We start from the raw sequence: 16,321 nt of genomic DNA, 5'->3' as shown, positions 1-16,321 counted from the left end.
GGCCCCGGGGCTGCGCCCCCTCGGCCCCGGGGGCGCGTGAGATACTTTTTTCACGGCCCTTCTCACTCCTTGACATCGCCGCTTCATGCCCGAATCGACCCTGCTGAACGAGTTGGTGGCCGTTGCCGCCGAGCGCACGCCCGACGCCCAGGCCCTGACCTATGGCGCGGCGACGCTGAGCTACGGCGAGCTGGACACCGCCGTGCGCGGCTTCGCCAGCGGCCTGATGGCGCTGGGCCTGGCACGTGGCGAGCGGGTGGCGATCTACCTGGAGAAACGCTTCGAGACGGTGGTCGCCAGCTTCGGAGCGCCGGCCGCGGGCGGTGTCTTCGTGCCGCTGAACCCGCTGCTGAAGCCCGATCAGGTGGGTTTCATCCTGCGCGACTGCGATGTGCGCGTGCTGGTCACGTCGCCGGAGCGCCTGTCGCAGCTGGGCGATGTGCTGACGCAGTGCCCGTCGCTGAAGCATGTGGTGTTGACGAGCGGTACGGGTTCTGCGCCGGTACCCGTGCATGACTGGGCGCAGTTGCTGGCGTCGCCCGCGCGCGCCTGCCACCGCGTCATCGACACGGACATGACGGCCATCCTGTACACGTCGGGCTCCACCGGCCGGCCCAAGGGCGTGGTGCTGTCCCATCGCAACATGGTGGCGGGCGGCAAGAGCGTGGCCAGCTACCTGGAAAACCGCGCCAGCGACACGCTGCTGGCGGCGCTGCCGCTGTCCTTCGACGCCGGCTTCAGCCAGCTGACGACGGGCTTCCACAGCGGAGCCAGGGTCGTGCTGCTGAACTACCTGATGCCCAAGGACGTGCTGAAGGCGATGGAGCGCGAAAAGGTCACCGGCCTGACCGCCGTGCCGCCGCTGTACATCCAGCTGACGCAGCTGGAGTGGCCCGCCGCCATCGACGCCAACCTGCGCTATTTCGCCAACACCGGCGGCCGCATGCCGCGTGCGACGCTGGACCTGCTGCGCGCCAAGGCGCCGTCGGCCAAGCCCTTCCTGATGTACGGGCTGACCGAGGCCTTCCGCTCCACCTATCTGCCGCCCAGCGAGGTGGACCGCCGGCCGGACTCCATCGGCAAGGCCATCCCGAATGCCGAGATCCTCGTGCTGCGCGAAGACGGCACCGAATGCGCGCCCGACGAGCCGGGCGAGCTGGTGCACCGCGGTGCGCTGGTGGGCCTGGGCTACTGGAACGACGCCGAAAAGACCGCCGAGCGCTACAAGCCGCTGCCGGTGGGCGTGGGCGGCCGCGAGAGTGGCCTGCAGCTGCCCGAGTTCGCCGTGTTCTCCGGCGACACGGTCAAGCGCGACGCCGAGGGTTTCCTGTACTTCGTCGGCCGTCGCGACGAGATGATGAAGACCTCGGGCTACCGGGTCAGCCCCACGGAGGTCGAGGAGATCCTGTACGCGACCGGCCTGGTGGGCGAATGCGTGGCCTTCGGCGTGTACCACGACACGCTGGGCCAGAGCATCCAGGTCATCGCCACGCCGCCCGAAGGCGCGGCCGCGCTGGACGTCGCCGCACTGACCGCTGCCTGCAAGGCGCGCATGCCGGCCTACATGGTGCCGCACGGCATCGACCCGCGCAGCGGCCCGCTGCCGCGCAACCCCAATGGCAAGATCGACCGCAAGACCTTGTCCACCGACTGGCTCGAACGCAACGCCGCATGAGCGAACCCATTGCCCCTAAGCGTGCCCTCGAGCACGCGCCCGTGCTGTTCCCCCGCGACGCCAGCGGCGAGCTGCTCGTCGGCGGCCAGCGCCTGTCCGTGCTGGTCGAGCGCGTGGGCCAGACGCCGTTCTATGCCTACGACCGTGGGCTGCTGAAGGCCCGCGTCGCTGAGCTGCGTGCCGCGCTGCCGCAAGGCATCGAACTGCATTACGCGATGAAGGCCAACCCGATGCCGGCGCTGGTGCAGTGGATGGCCGGGCTGGTGGACGGCATCGACGTCGCGTCGGCTGGCGAACTGCAGGTGGCGCTGAATGCCGGCGCCGACCCGCACGAGATCAGCTTCGCCGGCCCCGGCAAGCGCGACATCGAGCTGGGCCAGGCCGTGGCGGCCGGCGTGCTGGTCAATGTGGAGACGGCGCGCGAGCTGAAGGTGCTGGCGGCGGCGTCTCAGCGCTTGGGCCTGCCGGCCCGCGTCGCGCTGCGCGTGAACCCCGACTTCGAGCTGAAGGGCTCGGGCATGCGCATGAGCGGCGGCCCCAAGCAGTTCGGCATCGACGCCGAGACCGTGCCCGAAGTGCTGGCCCAGGTCGGCGCGCTGGCCGGCGATGGCCTGGCGTTCGAAGGCTTCCATCTGTTTGCCGGCTCGCAGAACCTGAAGGCCGAGGCCATTTGCGAGGCGCAGCAGAAGAGCTACGAGCTGGCGCTGCGACTGGCGGAGTCGGCGCCCGCGCCGGTCAAGTTTCTGAACCTGGGCGGCGGCTTCGGCATCCCGTATTTCCCCGGCGAGACGCGGTTGGATCTGGCGCCCATCGCGGACAACCTGGCCTCACTGCAGCAGCGCGCCAAGGCCGACCTGCCGCAATCCAAGCTGGTCATCGAGCTGGGCCGCTACTTCGTCGGCGAGGCGGGCGTCTACGTCAGCCGTGTCGTGGACCGCAAGGTCTCGCGTGGCCAGGTCTTCCTGGTGGCGGACGGTGGCCTGCACCACCACCTGTCGGCCTCGGGCAACTTCGGCCAGGTGCTGCGCAAGAACTACCCGGCGTCGGTCGAGCCTCAAGGTCGTAGCGAGTCGGCAACGGAGGCCGCCAGCGTCGTCGGCCCGCTGTGCACGCCGCTGGACCTGCTGGCCGACCGCATGGAGATGGCCAGGGGCGAGATCGGCGACCTGACGGTGGTCTACCAGAGCGGCGCCTATGGCCGCAGCGCCAGCCCGGCAGGCTTCCTCGGTCACCCGGACGTGGTGGAAGTGCTGGTCTGAGCGTCAGTCGGCGTCGGTCCAGGCGCCGTTCTGCAGGATCTGGTGCGGCCTGAACGTGGCCTTGTAGGCCATCTTCGGGCTCTCGGCGATCCAGTAGCCCAGGTACACATGGTCCAGCTTCAGGTCCTTGGCCTGCTGGATCTGCCACAGCACGCCATAGGTGCCGAAGCTGGCCTCGATGTCGGGGTCGTAGAAGGTGTAGACCGCGGACAGGCCGTCGTTGAGGATGTCGAGGATGGACACCATGCGCAGCGGCCCGGGACCGGTTTGGCCGTCGGGCAGCGGCTCGCGGAACTCCACCAGCCGGCTGTTGATGCGGCTTTGCAGCAGGAACTGGGTGTACTGGTCCACGCTGTCGTGGTCCATGCCGCCGCCCGAGTGGCGGCCGGCCTGATAGCGCAGGTACAGCGCATAGTGCTCGGGCGAGTAGCCCAGCCGCATGACCTTGGCCTGCAGATGCTGGTGCGCCTTCCACGCGCGGCGCTGCGAACGGGTGGGCTCGAAGCGCGCCACCGGCACGCGCAGCGCGATGCAGGCGCGGCACTGGTCGCAGTAGGGGCGGTAGGTGAACAGCCCGCTGCGCCGGAAGCCTGCGGCAACGAGGTTGGAATAGGCGTCGGCGTGGATCAGGTGGCTGGGCGTGGCGACCTGGGAGCGCGCCTGGCGGCCCGCGACGTAGCTGCACGGGTAGGCGGCCGTGGCATAGAACTGGATCTGCGCAAGCGGCAGTTCTTTGGGGTGGGTCACGTCGAAGTCAGCAGGTGCCGGTGCCAGTAGGCCGAATGATAGGTCCAGGGTTGTGGTGAGACCTCCCCGACATGGGCGGCCAGGTGTGCCTCGAACGCGTGTCTGCTCACTTCCGCCGCGCCCAGCGAGGCCAGGTGGGGGGTGTTCTGCTGGCAGTCGATCCACGGGATGCCGAACTCCCTGCACAGGCAGACCAGCGCGCACAGCGCGATCTTGGACGCATCTGTGCGGCGCATGAACATGGATTCGCCATAGAACATGCGCCCCAGGTTCACCCCGTACAGGCCGCCCACCAGCTCGCCGTCCATCCAGGTCTCGATGCTGTGCATGGCCGGCCAGGCCAGGTAGGCGGCCTGCAGCTCCGGCACGATCCAGGTGCCGTTCTGGCCCTCGCGTGGCGCGTCGGCACAGGCGGCCAGCACGGCGGCGCGGTCATGGTCGACGCGGATCTCGAAGCCGGGCGTCGCGGCAAAGCGCTGCACGGTCTTGCGCAGCGAGCGCGACAGCTTGAAGTTCGCGGTCTGCAGCACCATGCGCGGGTCGGGCGCCCACCACAGCGGCGGCTGGCCGGGTCCGTACCAGGGGAAGATGCCGCGGGAGTAGGCTGCGGCCAGGCGTTGGGGATGCAGCGTGCCGCCGGCGGCCAGCAGGCCGGGGGCGTCGGTCTCCGGGCCCAGCGCGCGGCTGCTGGGCGGGAACGCCAGAGAGTCCTCGTCGAGCCAGTCAATCATGAGCTCATGGTAAGTTGCCTGCCCATGATCACCGTCTACGGCATTCCCAACTGCGACACCGTCAAGAAAGCCCGCACCTGGCTGGCCGACCGGGGGGTGGAAGCCGCGTTCCATGACTTCAAGAAGCAGGGCGTTCCCGCCGCCGAATTGCCGGCCTGGCTGAAGGCCTTCGGCCGCGACAAGCTGCTCAACCGCGCCGGCACGACGTGGCGCAAGCTGGATGACGCGACCAAGGCCGGCGTCGTCGATGACGCGTCGGCCACGGCGCTGATGCTGGCCGAGCCCAGCGTCATCAAGCGCCCGGTCGTACGCTGGGCCGATGGTCGCTTGACGCTCGGATTCAGTGCACCAGCGTTCGAAGAAGGTGCATCAGCTGCACCAAAATAGAACTTCGCCGCAGCGCCATCAGCCACCATCCTGGGGCGCTTGCGCATTGAATCTGGGCATTGAACTTGCTGTTTCGGTGCGGTTTGGCTTCTCCCTGGTGCGTCATCCAGGGTTGAAAGCCGCTGACGGAGACAGCGTTGGAATCATCGATCAAGCAGGGCGCGGATGCGCTCTTCATCCTGTTGGGCGCCATCATGGTGCTGGCCATGCACGCGGGGTTCGCGTTCCTGGAACTGGGCACCGTGCGCAAGAAGAACCAGGTCAATGCCCTGGTCAAGATCCTGGTGGACTTCGCCGTGTCCACGCTGGTCTATTTCCTGGTGGGCTATCTGGTGGCCTACGGCACGCACTTCTTCGTCGGCGCCGAGACGCTGGCGCAGAAGAACGGCTATGAGCTGGTCAAGTTCTTCTTCCTGCTGACCTTCGCGGCCGCCATCCCGGCCATCGTGTCGGGCGGCATCGCCGAGCGGGCACGCTTCGGCCCGCAGCTGGTGGCCACCGCGGTCATCGTGGGCCTGGTCTACCCGGCCTTCGAGGGCGTGGCCTGGAACCAGGGCCTGGGCCTGCAGGCCTGGCTGAAAGCCACGACCGGGGCCGAGTTCCATGACTTCGCCGGCAGCGTGGTCGTGCACGCGGTGGGCGGCTGGATCGGCCTTGCCGCCGTGCTGCTGCTGGGCCCGCGCCTGAACCGCTACCGCAAGGACGGCGCGATGAGCGCCCATCCGCCGTCCAGCATCCCCTTCCTGGCGCTGGGTGCCTGGGTGCTGACGGTGGGCTGGTTCGGCTTCAACGTGATGAGCGCACAGACGCTGGAGAAGATGTCGGGCCTGGTGGCCGTCAACTCGCTGATGGCCATGGCCGGCGGCACGCTGGTGGCCGTGCTGCTGGGGCGCAACGATCCCGGCTTTGCCTACAACGGCCCGCTGGCCGGCCTCGTGGCGGTGTGCGCGGGTTCCGACGTCATGCACCCGCTGGGCGCTCTGGTGACCGGCGGCGTCGCGGGCTGGCTGTTCGTCCAGTTCTTCACGCTGACGCAGAACCGCTGGAAGATCGACGACGTGCTGGGCGTGTGGCCGCTGCACGGCCTTTGCGGCGCCTGGGGCGGCATCGCCTGCGGCATCTTCGGCCAGCAGGCGCTGGGCGGGCTGGGCGGTGTGACGTTCAGCGCGCAGCTGATCGGCACGCTGGCCGGTGTGGCGTGGGCGCTGGCCGGCGGCTTCGTCGTCTACGGCCTGATCCGGCAGTTCGTGGGCCTGCGGCTGGACGCCGAGCAGGAGTTCGAGGGCGCCGACCTGTCCATCCACAAGATCGGCGCAACGCCGGACCGCGAGGTCAGCTGGTAAGCTGGCTGCACCCTCAGAAACGGCCCCACGCGGGGCCTTTTTCACTCATGTTCACAGGCATCGTCCAGGGCGTCGCCCGAGTCGAATCGATTGACGCCCGCGAGGGGCTGCACACGCTGGCACTGAAGCTGCCCCATGGCTTCGACGACGATCTGGCCATTGGCGCCAGCGTGTCCTGCGACGGCGTCTGCCTGACCGTCACCGAACGGCCATCGCCCGACGTGGCGCTGTTCGACGTGATGGGCCAGACGATGAGGCTGACCACGCTGGGCGGCCTGCAGGTCGGTTCGGGCCTGAACGTCGAGCGCGCCGCCAAGGATGGCGCCGAGATCGGTGGCCATCCGCTGTCGGGCCATGTGGACGTGTCGGCCCGCATCGCCGAGATCCGCAAGCCCGACAACAACCACGTCATCCGTTTCGCCGTGCCGGCACCGTGGATGCGCTATGTGTTCGCCAAGGGCTATATCGGCGTCAACGGCTGCAGCCTGACGGTGGCCGAGGCGCAGCGCGAGCGCGATGGCTCGGGCTGGTTCGAGGTCTGGCTGATCCCCGAGACGCTGCGCATGACCACCTTTGGCGACAAGGTCGTCGGCGACGCCATCCACATCGAGATTGACCGCAGCACGCAGGTGGTCGTCGACACCGTGCGCGACGCGCTGGACGAGAAGCTGGGGCCGCTGTTGCCGGTGCTGGAAGCCATCGCGAAAGAGCGCGGCATCGACATCACCCAGCTCGCCATCAAGGGATCTTGATGCTTTCTTGATGCCGCCCGCCGCGATCTTGTCGGCGGATTGACGGCCCGATTTCCAGAATGCCTCCATCGTTACTGGAGGTGTCATGGACATCGTTTTTCTCGGTCTCAGCGCGGTCCTCGCGCTCGTGACCGGCGTCGCGGCCTGGGGCTGCGAGAAGCTGGCGGGGAGGAAGTCATGAGCGGCTTCGAACTCACCGCCGCCGTCCTGGTCGTCGGCCTGGTCGGCTATCTGTTCTGGGCGTTGCTGTTCCCGGAGGACTTGTCATGAGTGCCTCTGCTTGGGTGCAACTGGTCGCCTATCTCGTCACGCTGCTGGTGCTGGCCTGGCCGCTGGCCAAGTGGATACACGCGGCCATGGAAGGCCGCGTGGGCTGGCTGCAGCGTATCGAGCGCGGCCTGCTAAAGATGGCCGGCGTCAATGCCGAGCATGAACAAGGCTGGCTGCGCTACGCGCTGGGCCTGCTGGTCTTCAATGCGCTGGGCGTGCTGGCGGTCTATGCGCTGCAGCGCTTCCAAGCGGTGCTGCCGCTGAACCCGCAGGGCATGGGCGCCGTCACGCCGGACTCGTCGTTCAACACCGCCATCAGCTTCGTCACCAACACGAACTGGCAGGGCTACGGCGGCGAGGCCACGATGAGCTATCTGACGCAGATGCTCGCGCTGACGGTGCAGAACTTCCTGTCCGCCGCCACCGGCATCGTCGTCGTGTTCGCGCTGCTGCGCGGCTTCGCGCGCCACTCTGCAAAGGCCATCGGCAACGTCTGGGCCGACCTGAGCCGCGCCACGCTGTGGGTGCTGCTGCCACTGTCCTTCGCGTTCGCGCTGGTGCTGGCCGGCATGGGCGTCGTGCAGACCTTCAATGCTTACCAGGATGTCACGACCGTCGAGGCGCAGACCTGGCAGCAGGCCAAGGCGGGCGCCGACGGCCAGCCGCTGAAGGACGCGCAGGGCAACCCGGTCATCGAAGACCAGACCAGCCAGACGCAGACGCTGGCCGTGGGCCCGGTCGCGTCGCAGCTGGCCATCAAGATGCTGGGCACCAACGGCGGCGGCTTCTTCAACGCCAACTCGGCGCACCCTTTCGAAAACCCGAGCGCCGCGACCAATGCGCTGCAGATGCTGTCCATCTTCCTGATCCCGGCGTCGCTGTGCTTCGTCATGGGCCGGCAGGTGGGCGACATGCGCCAGGGCTGGGCCGTACTGGGCGCGATGACGGCGATCTTCGTCGTCGCCGTGGTTATCGCGACCGCCGCCGAACAGGCCGGCAACCCTCGGCTGGCCGCGCTGGACGTGGATGCCACCGCCAGCGCCACGCAGCCGGGCGGCAACATGGAAGGCAAGGAAGCGCGCTTCGGCATCGAAGCCTCGTCGCTGTTCGCCGCCATCACGACGGCCGCCAGCTGCGGCGCCGTGAACTCCATGCACGACAGCTACACGCCGCTGGGCGGCGCGGTGCCCATGGTGCTGATGCAGCTGGGCGAGGTCGTGTTCGGCGGTGTCGGCGCGGGCCTGTACGGCATGCTGGTGTTCGCCATCCTGGCCGTGTTCGTGGCCGGGCTGATGATCGGCCGCACGCCCGAATACCTCGGCAAGAAGATCGAGGCCCACGAGATGAAGATGGTATCGCTGGCCATCCTGCTGGTGCCGCTGGTGGTGCTGGGCGGCACGGCCATTGCCGTGATGGCCGGTGCCGGCAAGGTGGGCATCGCCGCCCCCGGCGCGCACGGCTTCAGCGAGGTGCTGTACGCCTTCTCGTCCGCCGGCAACAACAACGGCAGCGCCTTCGCCGGCCTGTCGGCCAACACGCCGTTCTACAACTTCATGCTGGGCCTGGCGATGTGGATAGGCCGGTTCGGCGTCATCGTGCCGGTGCTGGCCATGGCCGGGTCGCTGGCCGCCAAGACGCGCCTGACGGCGGGCGAGGGCACGCTGCCCACGCACGGCCCGCTGTTCGTCGCGCTGCTGATCGGCGTGGTGTTGCTGGTCGGCCTTCTGAACTATGTGCCGGCGCTGGCCTTAGGGCCCGTCGTCGAGCACCTGATCCTGTGGGGACCCCACTGATGCACGCCACCAAAACCGCGGTCGCGCCCACGGGTGCCACCGAGAAGCGCAAGACCTTTGCGCTGTTCGATGCGGCGCTGACGCGCGCCGCACTCGTGGACTCGTTCCGCAAGCTGGACCCGCGCACGCAGCTGCGCAACCCGGTCATGTTCGTCGTCTACCTCGGCAGCCTGCTGACGACCGCGCTGGCCATCGCCCAGCCGGGCGGCTTCACCATCGCGGTCACGTTGTGGCTGTGGTTCACCGTGCTGTTCGCCAACTTCGCCGAGGCGCTGGCCGAGGGCCGCAGCAAGGCGCAGGCCGCGTCGCTGCGCGGCTTGAAGAAGGAGACCTGGGCCAAGGTCGCCGACGGCTGGGCCGCCGGCACCGCGCGCACGGCGCTGAAGTGGCATCCACGCGAGGCCGGTTCGCTGCGCAAGGGCGACATCGTGCTGATCGAGGCTGGCGATGTCGTGCCGGCGGACGCCGAAGTGCTGGAGGGCGTGGCCTCGGTGGACGAGAGTGCCATCACCGGCGAATCGGCCCCTGTCATCCGAGAAAGCGGCGGCGATTTCTCCGCGCTGACCGGCGGCACCCGCGTGCTGTCCGACTGGGTCGTCGCCCGCGTGGCGGTGAACCCGGGCGAGACCTTCGTCGACCGCATGATCGCGATGGTCGAGAACGCCAAGCGCAAGAAGACGCCCAACGAGGTCGCGCTGACCATCCTGCTGGTGGCGCTGACGCTGGTGTTTCTCATCGTCTGCGCGACGCTGTTGCCGTTTTCCACCTTCAGCGTGGCCGTGGCCGGCGCGGGTGAGCCCGTCAGCTTGCTCGTGCTGGTAGCGCTGCTGGTGTGCCTGATCCCCACGACCATAGCCGGCCTGCTGTCGGCCGTGGGCGTGGCGGGCATGAGCCGCATGCTGCAGGCGAACGTCATCGCCACCTCGGGCCGCGCGGTCGAGGCCGCCGGCGACGTGGACGTGCTGCTGCTGGACAAGACCGGCACCATCACGCTGGGCAACCGCCAGGCCGATGCGTTCTGGCCGGTGGACGGTGCCAGTGAAGCGCAGCTGGCCGCCGCGGCCCGCCTGGCCTCGCTGGCCGACGAAACGCCGGAAGGTCGCAGCATCGTCGCGCTAGCTGAGCGCAAGTCCGGCCTGGCGGGTGCCGCCAGCGAACGCGGCGAGTTCGTGCCCTTCACGGCGCAGACGCGCATGAGCGGCGTGGACCTCGGTGCGCGCCAGATCCGCAAGGGCGCCGGCAGCGCCGTGCGCGCCCACGTCGAGGCGCTGGGTGGCCGCTGGCCCGCCAGCGTGCAGGGCGCCGTGGACGAGGCCGCGCGCCGCGGCAGCACGCCGCTGGTGGTGGCCGATGGCACGCAGGTGCTGGGCGTCGTCGAGCTGAAGGACATCGTCAAGCCCGGCATCAAGGAGCGCTTCGCGCAGCTGCGCCGCATGGGCATCAAGACCGTCATGGTCACCGGCGACAACCACCTGACGGCGGCAACGATTGCCGCTGAAGCGGGGGTCGACGATTTCCTCGCCGAAGCCACGCCCGAGGCCAAGCTCGCGCTGATCCGCGAACACCAGGCCCAGGGCCGGCTGGTCGCGATGACCGGCGACGGCACCAACGACGCCCCCGCGCTGGCGCAGGCCGACGTGGCCGTGGCGATGAACACCGGCACGCAGGCCGCCAAGGAGGCCGGCAACATGGTGGACCTGGACAGCAACCCCACCAAGCTCATCGAGGTCGTCGAGACCGGCAAGCAGATGCTGATGACGCGCGGTTCGCTGACCACGTTCTCCATCGCCAACGACCTGGCCAAGTACTTCGCGGTGCTGCCGGCGGCCTTCGTGTCGACCTATCCGCAGCTGGGCGCGCTGAACGTCATGCAGCTGCACAGTCCCAGCTCGGCCATCCTGAGCGCGGTCATCTTCAACGCGTTGATCATCGTCGTGCTGATCCCGCTGGCGCTGAAGGGCGTGCGCTACCGCGCCATCGGTGCGGCCGCGCTGCTGCGCCGCAACCTGCTGGTCTACGGCCTGGGCGGCGTCATCGTCCCCTTCATCGGCATCAAGGCCATCGACCTCATCCTCGTTGCGCTGGGCCTGGCCTGAGCGCACTGAACCCATCCCATGAAAACTCTTGTCGTTTCCGTTCTCTCTCTTGCTGCTGCTTCCGCGTTTGCTCAGGAAGCCGCCAGTTCGCTGTCCTTCAACGCCGCTGCCGTCAGCGACTACCGCTACCGCGGCATCTCCCAGACCCGCCTGAAGCCAGCGCTGCAAGGCGGCCTGGACTACGCCCACGCCAGCGGCTTCTACGTCGGCGCCTGGACCTCCACCATCCAGTGGATCAAGGACGCCGGCGGCGACTCGCAGGCCGAGATCGACGTCTACGGCGGCTACAAGGCCGAGATCGCCCCCGGCCTGACGGCCGACGTGGGCCTGCTGCAGTACGTCTACCCCAGCCACAAGCTGGGCATCAGCCCCGACACGCTGGAGGTCTACGGCGCGTTGAGCTGCGGGCCCGTCACGGCCAAGTACTCCCACAGCACGACCAACCTGTTCGGCTTTGCCGCCAGCAAGAAGTCCGGCTACTTCGACGTCACCGCCAACTTCGACATCGGCGACGGCCTCACGCTGACGCCCCACGTGGGCCACCAGACCGTCAAGAACAACTCGGCCGCGTCGTACACCGACTACTCGCTGACGCTGGCCAAGGACTTTTCCGGCTTCGTCGTCAGCGGCGCCATCGTCGGCACCGACGCCGAGAAGTCCGCCTACACCAGCGCCGCCAACAACAAGTTTCTCGGCAAGACCTCGTTCGTCCTCGGTCTGAAGAAGACCTTCTGATGGAGACCGCCATGAAGCAAGACTCTCTTCTGCGTCCTGCGCTCACGTTGTTCATAGCCCTGAGCATCGTCACGGGCCTGGCCTACCCGGTGGCCGTGACCGGCATCGCGCAGGTGCTGTTCCCAGAGGCCGCCAACGGCAGCCTGGTCGTGCGCGACGGCAAGACTGTCGGCTCCGCGCTGATCGGCCAGACCTTCAGCGACCCCGGCCACTTCTGGGGCCGCCCGTCGGCCACCGGGCCCATGCCTTACAACGCGTCCAACTCGGCCGGCTCCAACCAAGCGCCCACCGCGCCGGCGCTGGCCGATGCCGTCAAGGGACGCATAGCGGCGCTGCGCGCCGCTGACCCGGGCAACACGGCCGCCGTGCCGGTGGACCTGGTGACGGCGTCCGGCAGCGGGCTGGACCCGCACATCAGCCGCGCCGCCGCCGACTACCAGGCGGCCCGCGTGGCGCGGGTGCGCGGCCTGGAGCCGGCGCGCGTGACCGCGCTGGTGGAGCAGCACACCGAAGGGCGTGCACTGGGCTTCATCGGCGAGCCGCGCGTCAACGTGCTGGCGCTGAACCTGGCGCTGGACGCGGCCTCGCCCGCGACAACGCGCTGAGGTGCCGCGGTGGACTGGCTGTACGCGTTGCTGGCGCTGTCCGCCGTGGCCTTGCCCTTGGGCATGGTGTGGGGCCTGTTGATTTGGGAGGAACGCCGCCGCGCTCGTGCGAGGATGAGGCGATGTTCCCGCACCGCCTGAGCCTCCCATGCTGATCAACAGTGCCGTATACGACGATGGCCGCATGGTGGCCGAGCCCGAACTGGACGACGTGTCCGAAGCGCTGGAGGCCACGCAGACCGGCTTTGTCTGGATCGCGCTGCGCGACCCCACTGACGACGAGCTGAGCCGGCTGCAGCACGAGCTGGAGCTGCCGCCGCTGGCCGTGGAAGACGCCCGCAAGGGCCACCAGCGACCCAAGGTCGAGGAGTACGGCGACATCACCTTCGCCGCCATGCACCTGCTGGAGATGGGCCCGGACGGGCTGGAGGTAGGCGAGGTGCACGTGTTCGTCGGCCCGCGCTTCGTCGTGTCGGTGCGCCACCGCAGCAACCAGGGCTTCCTGGGCGTGCGCGGCCGCGCCGAGCGCGAGCCCGAGCTGCTGCGCCAGGGCCCCGGCTTCGTGCTGTACGCGCTGATGGATGCGGTGGTGGACCGCTACCTGCCGCTGATGGACGGCATCGACGCCGAGCTCGAGGCGCTGGAGGAAACGATGTTCGTGCCGCAGCAGGACCGCCAGGCCGTCGTGCAGAAGCTGTTCGCGCTGAAGCAACGGCTGATGACGCTGCGCCACGCGGTCACGCCGCTGCTGGAGGTGACGGCCAAGCTGCATGGCGGCCGCGTGCCCATGGTCTGCAAGGCCATGCAGGACTACTTCCGCGACGTCTATGACCACCTGGTGCGGCTGCAGGCCAGCATCGACGCCGCGCGCGAAACCATCATCGCTGCCACGCAGGTGAACCTGACGCTGGTGACCATCGACGAATCGCTGGTCACCAAGCGGCTGGCTGCCTGGGCCGCCATCTTCGCGGCGTCCACCGCGCTGGCCGGCATCTGGGGCATGAACTTCGAGAAGATGCCCGAACTGAAATGGGCCTTCGGCTACCCGATGGCGCTGGGCACCATCGCGCTGGTCAGCGGGGCCTTGTACTGGCGCTTCAAGCGGCTGGCCTGGCTCTGACATGAAATTCAAAGGCAACCACAGAGGCACAGAGGCACGGAGGAATTCAACGGTTTTCTCTCCGTGCCTCTGTGCCTCTGTGGTTGCATTTCTGCAATTGCTCGCGGGATGACCGACTCAAGACCCGACCCCGATGCGTTGCTCGCGAAAGTGCAGCGCGAGGAATCCGCCGCCAAGCGCGGCCGGCTGAAGATCTTCTTTGGCGCGAACGCCGGCGTAGGCAAGACCTTCGCGATGCTGGCCGCCGCGCACTCGGCGCAGCAGCAGGGCCGCGCGGTGCGGGTGGGCGTCGTCGAGACGCATGGCCGGGCCGACACCGAAGGCATTGCCCGCGACTTGGCAGCCCTGCCGCGGCGCGAGATAGCGCACAAGGGCCAGACGCTGCGCGAGTTCGACCTCGATGCCGCGCTGGCCTGGGGGGCGGCCGAGCCCGGTGGCGTGCTGCTGCTGGACGAGCTGGCGCACAGCAACGCGCCCGGCTCCCGCCATGCCAAGCGCTGGCAGGACGCGCAGGAGCTGCGCGAGGCCGGCGTGGAGGTCTGGACCACGCTGAACGTGCAGCACCTGGAAAGCCTGAACGACGTGGTGGGCGGCATCACCGGCATCCGTGTCTGGGAGACGCTGCCCGACAAGGTGTTCGACGAGGCCGACGAGGTGGTCGTCGTGGACCTGCCGCCCGACGAGCTGCTGCAGAGGATGAAGGAGGGCAAGGTCTACCTGCCTCAGCAGGCCGAGCGCGCCGCCAAGAACTTCTTCCGCAAGGGCAACCTGCTGGCGCTGCGCGAGCTGGCGCTGCGCCGCACGGCCGACCGCGTGGACGACCAGATGCAGGCCTGGCGCCGCGAGCACACGGGGCAGGGTGCCGTGTGGCCCAACCGCGAGTCGCTGCTGGCCTGCGTGGGCCCGGGCGGCAACGGTGACAAGGTCGTGCGCAGCGCCGCGCGGCTGGCGCGCCAGCTGGACCTGGAATGGCATGCGGTGCATGTGCAGACCGCGCGGGCCTTGGGCGAGGCGGCACGCCAGCGCGTGCAGCGCACGCTGGAGCTGGCGCAGTCGCTGGGCGCGCGCACGGCCGTGCTGTCGGCGCCCGAGGTCGCGCCCGCCTTGGTGGGCTATGCGCGCAAGCACAACCTGGTGCGGCTGGTGGTGGGCCGGCACGAGCGCGCGTGGCGCTGGCCCGGGCGGCCGGCGCTGGCCGAGTCGCTGACCCGGCTGGCCGACGAGGTCGATGTGCTGCAGGTGGCGCTGCCCACCGTGGCGCGCGAGCGCGAGGCGCCGGTCATCGAGGCCCGCGGCGTGCTGGCGCCGCAGATGCTGCGCGGCTTTGCCGCGGCCGGCCTGGGCGTGCTGCTGACCACCGCGCTGGGCCTGCTGCTGCTGGGCTTCATGGCCGCCACCAACATCGCCATGCTGTACCTGCTGACCGTGGTGGGCGTGGCGCTGCGCTTCGGCCGCGGGCCGGCGGCCATGGCCGCGCTGCTGGGCGTGGGCGCGTTCGACTTCGTCTTCGTCGAGCCGCGCTGGTCGTTCGCGGTGGGCGACGCGCAATACCTGGTGACGTTTGCCGTGCTGCTGCTGGTGGGCCTGGTCGTCGGCCAGCTGGCGGCCGGCCTGCAGGCGCAGGCGCAGGCGGCGCAGGAGCGCGAGCGGCGCGTGCGCGGGCTGTATGCGATGTCGCGCGACCTCGGCGCGGCGCTGGTGCCCGACCAGGTGGCCGAGATCGCGTCGCGCTTCCTGCGCGCCGAGTTCGGCGTTGCCGCCGCAGTGTTGGCGCCGCCGCTGGCGACGTCGGTGGGCCGCGAGGTGCTGGCCGTGCTGCCGGGCGCCGGCATCCAGCCCGACATGGGCGTGGCGCAATGGGCCTTCGACCACGGCCAGCCGGCGGGGCAGGGCACCGACACGCTGCCCGCCAGCCCCTGTCTGATGTTGCCGCTGACGGCGCCCATGCGGCTGCGCGGCGTGCTGGCCGTGGAGGGGCGTGGCAGACGCTGGTCGCCCGAGGAGCGCGAGCTGCTGGACACCTGCGCGGCGCTGCTGGCCATCTCGCTGGAGCGCATCCACTACATCGACGTGGCGCAGCACAGCACGTTGCAGATCGAGTCCGAGCGCCTGCGTAACTCGCTGCTGACGGCGGTGTCGCACGACCTGCGCACGCCGCTGGCGGCGCTGGTGGGCCTGGCCGACGCGCTGAGGCTGGCGCCGCCGCGCCTCAGCGACGCGCAGGCCGAGGTGGCCGACGCGATGCGCCGCTCGGCGCTGCGCATGAGCGCGCTGGTGGCCAACCTGCTGGACATGGCGCGGCTGCAGTCCGGCGGCGTGCAGCTGAACCGGCAATGGCTGCCGCTGCAGGAGGTCATCGGCAGCGCGCTGGCGGGCCTGGACGAGACGCTGGCCGGCCGCGACGTGGCGGTGGAGCTGCCGCCCGAACTGCCGCTGCTGCAGCTGGACGCGGTGCTGTTCGAGCGCGTGCTCGTCAACCTGCTGGAGAACGCGGTCAAGTACGGCGCCCGCGAGGTGCGCATCAGCGCGCGCGCGGCGGGGCGGCAGGTCGAGATCGACGTCGGCGACAACGGCCCCGGCTTTCCGCCCGGCCGCGAGGCGCAGCTGTTCGACAAGTTCGAGCGCGGCGACCGCGAGAGCGCCACGCCCGGCGTGGGCCTTGGCCTGGCCATCTGCAAGGCCATCGTGGAGGCGCATGGCGGCAGCATCAGCGCCCACAATCCGCCCGCTGGCGGTGCCTGTGTGAGAGTCGAACTGCCCGTTGGTAGCCCCCCGAAGGAGAAGCTGGAGTGAGCGCCCCGCGCGTGT

Annotated in this window: 14 protein-coding genes; 12 read left to right on the top strand and 2 right to left on the bottom strand. The window is 69.4% G+C overall.

Annotated elements, in window-relative coordinates:
- Positions 1 to 85: 85 nt before the first annotated feature.
- A complete protein-coding gene (locus tag J2X21_RS16460; RefSeq protein WP_310330417.1) occupies positions 86 to 1,675 on the top strand; it encodes an acyl-CoA ligase (AMP-forming), exosortase A system-associated in 1,590 nt (529 codons plus the stop codon).
- Entirely contained in the window at positions 1,672 to 2,934 is a 1,263-nt protein-coding gene (locus J2X21_RS16455; RefSeq protein ID WP_310330415.1) for a pyridoxal-dependent decarboxylase, exosortase A system-associated, read from the top strand. Before J2X21_RS16460 ends, J2X21_RS16455 begins: the two co-directional genes overlap by 4 nt.
- A 3-nt stretch (positions 2,935 to 2,937) precedes the next feature.
- Here J2X21_RS16455 and J2X21_RS16450 read toward each other — a convergent pair whose 3' ends face one another.
- Both J2X21_RS16450 and aat read right to left on the bottom strand, forming a co-directional pair.
- Positions 2,938 to 3,681 carry an arginyltransferase gene (locus J2X21_RS16450; RefSeq protein ID WP_310330413.1) on the bottom strand — a complete coding sequence of 248 codons (744 nt, stop codon included), beginning with the start codon at positions 3,679 to 3,681 and terminating at the stop codon, positions 2,938 to 2,940.
- Positions 3,678 to 4,412 carry a leucyl/phenylalanyl-tRNA--protein transferase gene (gene aat, locus J2X21_RS16445; protein ID WP_310330411.1) on the bottom strand — a complete coding sequence of 245 codons (735 nt, stop codon included), beginning with the start codon at positions 4,410 to 4,412 and terminating at the stop codon, positions 3,678 to 3,680. Before aat ends, J2X21_RS16450 begins: the two co-directional genes overlap by 4 nt.
- 24 nt (positions 4,413 to 4,436) lie before the next feature.
- On the opposite strand from aat, the gene J2X21_RS16440 reads away from it, so the two are divergent.
- The 10 genes from J2X21_RS16440 (at position 4,437) to J2X21_RS16395 (ending at position 16,306) form a co-directional block, all read left to right on the top strand.
- Positions 4,437 to 4,799, top strand: coding sequence for an arsenate reductase (locus J2X21_RS16440; protein WP_310330409.1), 363 nt, complete (start codon positions 4,437 to 4,439; stop codon positions 4,797 to 4,799).
- A gap of 137 nt (positions 4,800 to 4,936) precedes the next feature.
- Positions 4,937 to 6,142, top strand: a complete 1,206-nt coding sequence (locus J2X21_RS16435; protein WP_310330407.1) for an ammonium transporter — start codon at positions 4,937 to 4,939, stop codon at positions 6,140 to 6,142.
- Positions 6,143 to 6,189: 47 nt separating this feature from the next.
- Positions 6,190 to 6,894 (top strand): riboflavin synthase subunit alpha, encoded by a 705-nt coding sequence (locus J2X21_RS16430; protein WP_310330405.1) that lies wholly within the window; start codon positions 6,190 to 6,192, stop codon positions 6,892 to 6,894.
- 177 nt (positions 6,895 to 7,071) lie between these two features.
- On the top strand, positions 7,072 to 7,164 hold the full coding sequence (gene kdpF / locus J2X21_RS16425) for a K(+)-transporting ATPase subunit F (RefSeq protein WP_310330403.1): 93 nt from the start codon (positions 7,072 to 7,074) through the stop codon (positions 7,162 to 7,164).
- A complete protein-coding gene (gene kdpA, locus J2X21_RS16420) occupies positions 7,161 to 8,957 on the top strand; it encodes a potassium-transporting ATPase subunit KdpA (protein ID WP_310330402.1) in 1,797 nt (598 codons plus the stop codon). The genes kdpF and kdpA overlap by 4 nt, the downstream gene beginning before the upstream one ends.
- Complete coding sequence (kdpB, locus tag J2X21_RS16415) at positions 8,957 to 11,053, top strand: potassium-transporting ATPase subunit KdpB (RefSeq protein WP_310330400.1); 2,097 nt, start codon at positions 8,957 to 8,959, stop codon at positions 11,051 to 11,053. Before kdpA ends, kdpB begins: the two co-directional genes overlap by 1 nt.
- 18 nt (positions 11,054 to 11,071) lie before the next feature.
- Positions 11,072 to 11,788: a TorF family putative porin gene (locus J2X21_RS16410; RefSeq protein WP_310330398.1), complete on the top strand. Its 717-nt coding sequence runs from the start codon at positions 11,072 to 11,074 to the stop codon at positions 11,786 to 11,788.
- A gap of 11 nt (positions 11,789 to 11,799) precedes the next feature.
- Entirely contained in the window at positions 11,800 to 12,393 is a 594-nt protein-coding gene (kdpC, locus tag J2X21_RS16405) for a potassium-transporting ATPase subunit KdpC (RefSeq protein WP_310330396.1), read from the top strand.
- A 148-nt stretch (positions 12,394 to 12,541) separates the two neighbouring features.
- Entirely contained in the window at positions 12,542 to 13,513 is a 972-nt protein-coding gene (locus J2X21_RS16400; protein ID WP_310330394.1) for a magnesium and cobalt transport protein CorA, read from the top strand.
- A gap of 108 nt (positions 13,514 to 13,621) precedes the next feature.
- The gene (locus J2X21_RS16395; protein ID WP_310330392.1) at positions 13,622 to 16,306 is read left to right on the top strand and encodes a DUF4118 domain-containing protein; all 2,685 of its coding nucleotides are present in this window, start codon (positions 13,622 to 13,624) and stop codon (positions 16,304 to 16,306) included.
- Positions 16,307 to 16,321 lie beyond the last annotated feature (15 nt).

This window comes from Roseateles asaccharophilus (assembly GCF_031458115.1).
Classification (GTDB): domain Bacteria; phylum Pseudomonadota; class Gammaproteobacteria; order Burkholderiales; family Burkholderiaceae_C; genus Pelomonas; species Pelomonas asaccharophilus_A.
This window is presented reverse-complemented; position numbering and strand designations above follow the sequence as displayed.

Bases quoted from the DNA above. Each gene is read 5' to 3' on its own strand.
- kdpF (WP_310330403.1), top strand. From the start codon at position 7,072: ATGAGCGGCTTCGAACTCACCGCCGCCGTCCTGGTCGTCGGCCTGGTC.
- kdpC (WP_310330396.1), top strand. From the start codon at position 11,800: ATGAAGCAAGACTCTCTTCTGCGTCCTGCGCTCACGTTGTTCATAGCC.
- J2X21_RS16455 (WP_310330415.1), top strand. From the start codon at position 1,672: ATGAGCGAACCCATTGCCCCTAAGCGTGCCCTCGAGCACGCGCCCGTG.
- J2X21_RS16440 (WP_310330409.1), top strand. From the start codon at position 4,437: ATGATCACCGTCTACGGCATTCCCAACTGCGACACCGTCAAGAAAGCC.
- J2X21_RS16410 (WP_310330398.1), top strand. From the start codon at position 11,072: ATGAAAACTCTTGTCGTTTCCGTTCTCTCTCTTGCTGCTGCTTCCGCG.
- kdpA (WP_310330402.1), top strand. From the start codon at position 7,161: ATGAGTGCCTCTGCTTGGGTGCAACTGGTCGCCTATCTCGTCACGCTG.
- J2X21_RS16460 (WP_310330417.1), top strand. From the start codon at position 86: ATGCCCGAATCGACCCTGCTGAACGAGTTGGTGGCCGTTGCCGCCGAG.
- aat (WP_310330411.1), bottom strand. From the start codon at position 4,412: ATGATTGACTGGCTCGACGAGGACTCTCTGGCGTTCCCGCCCAGCAGC.
- J2X21_RS16400 (WP_310330394.1), top strand. From the start codon at position 12,542: ATGCTGATCAACAGTGCCGTATACGACGATGGCCGCATGGTGGCCGAG.
- J2X21_RS16430 (WP_310330405.1), top strand. From the start codon at position 6,190: ATGTTCACAGGCATCGTCCAGGGCGTCGCCCGAGTCGAATCGATTGAC.
- J2X21_RS16395 (WP_310330392.1), top strand. From the start codon at position 13,622: ATGACCGACTCAAGACCCGACCCCGATGCGTTGCTCGCGAAAGTGCAG.
- kdpB (WP_310330400.1), top strand. From the start codon at position 8,957: ATGCACGCCACCAAAACCGCGGTCGCGCCCACGGGTGCCACCGAGAAG.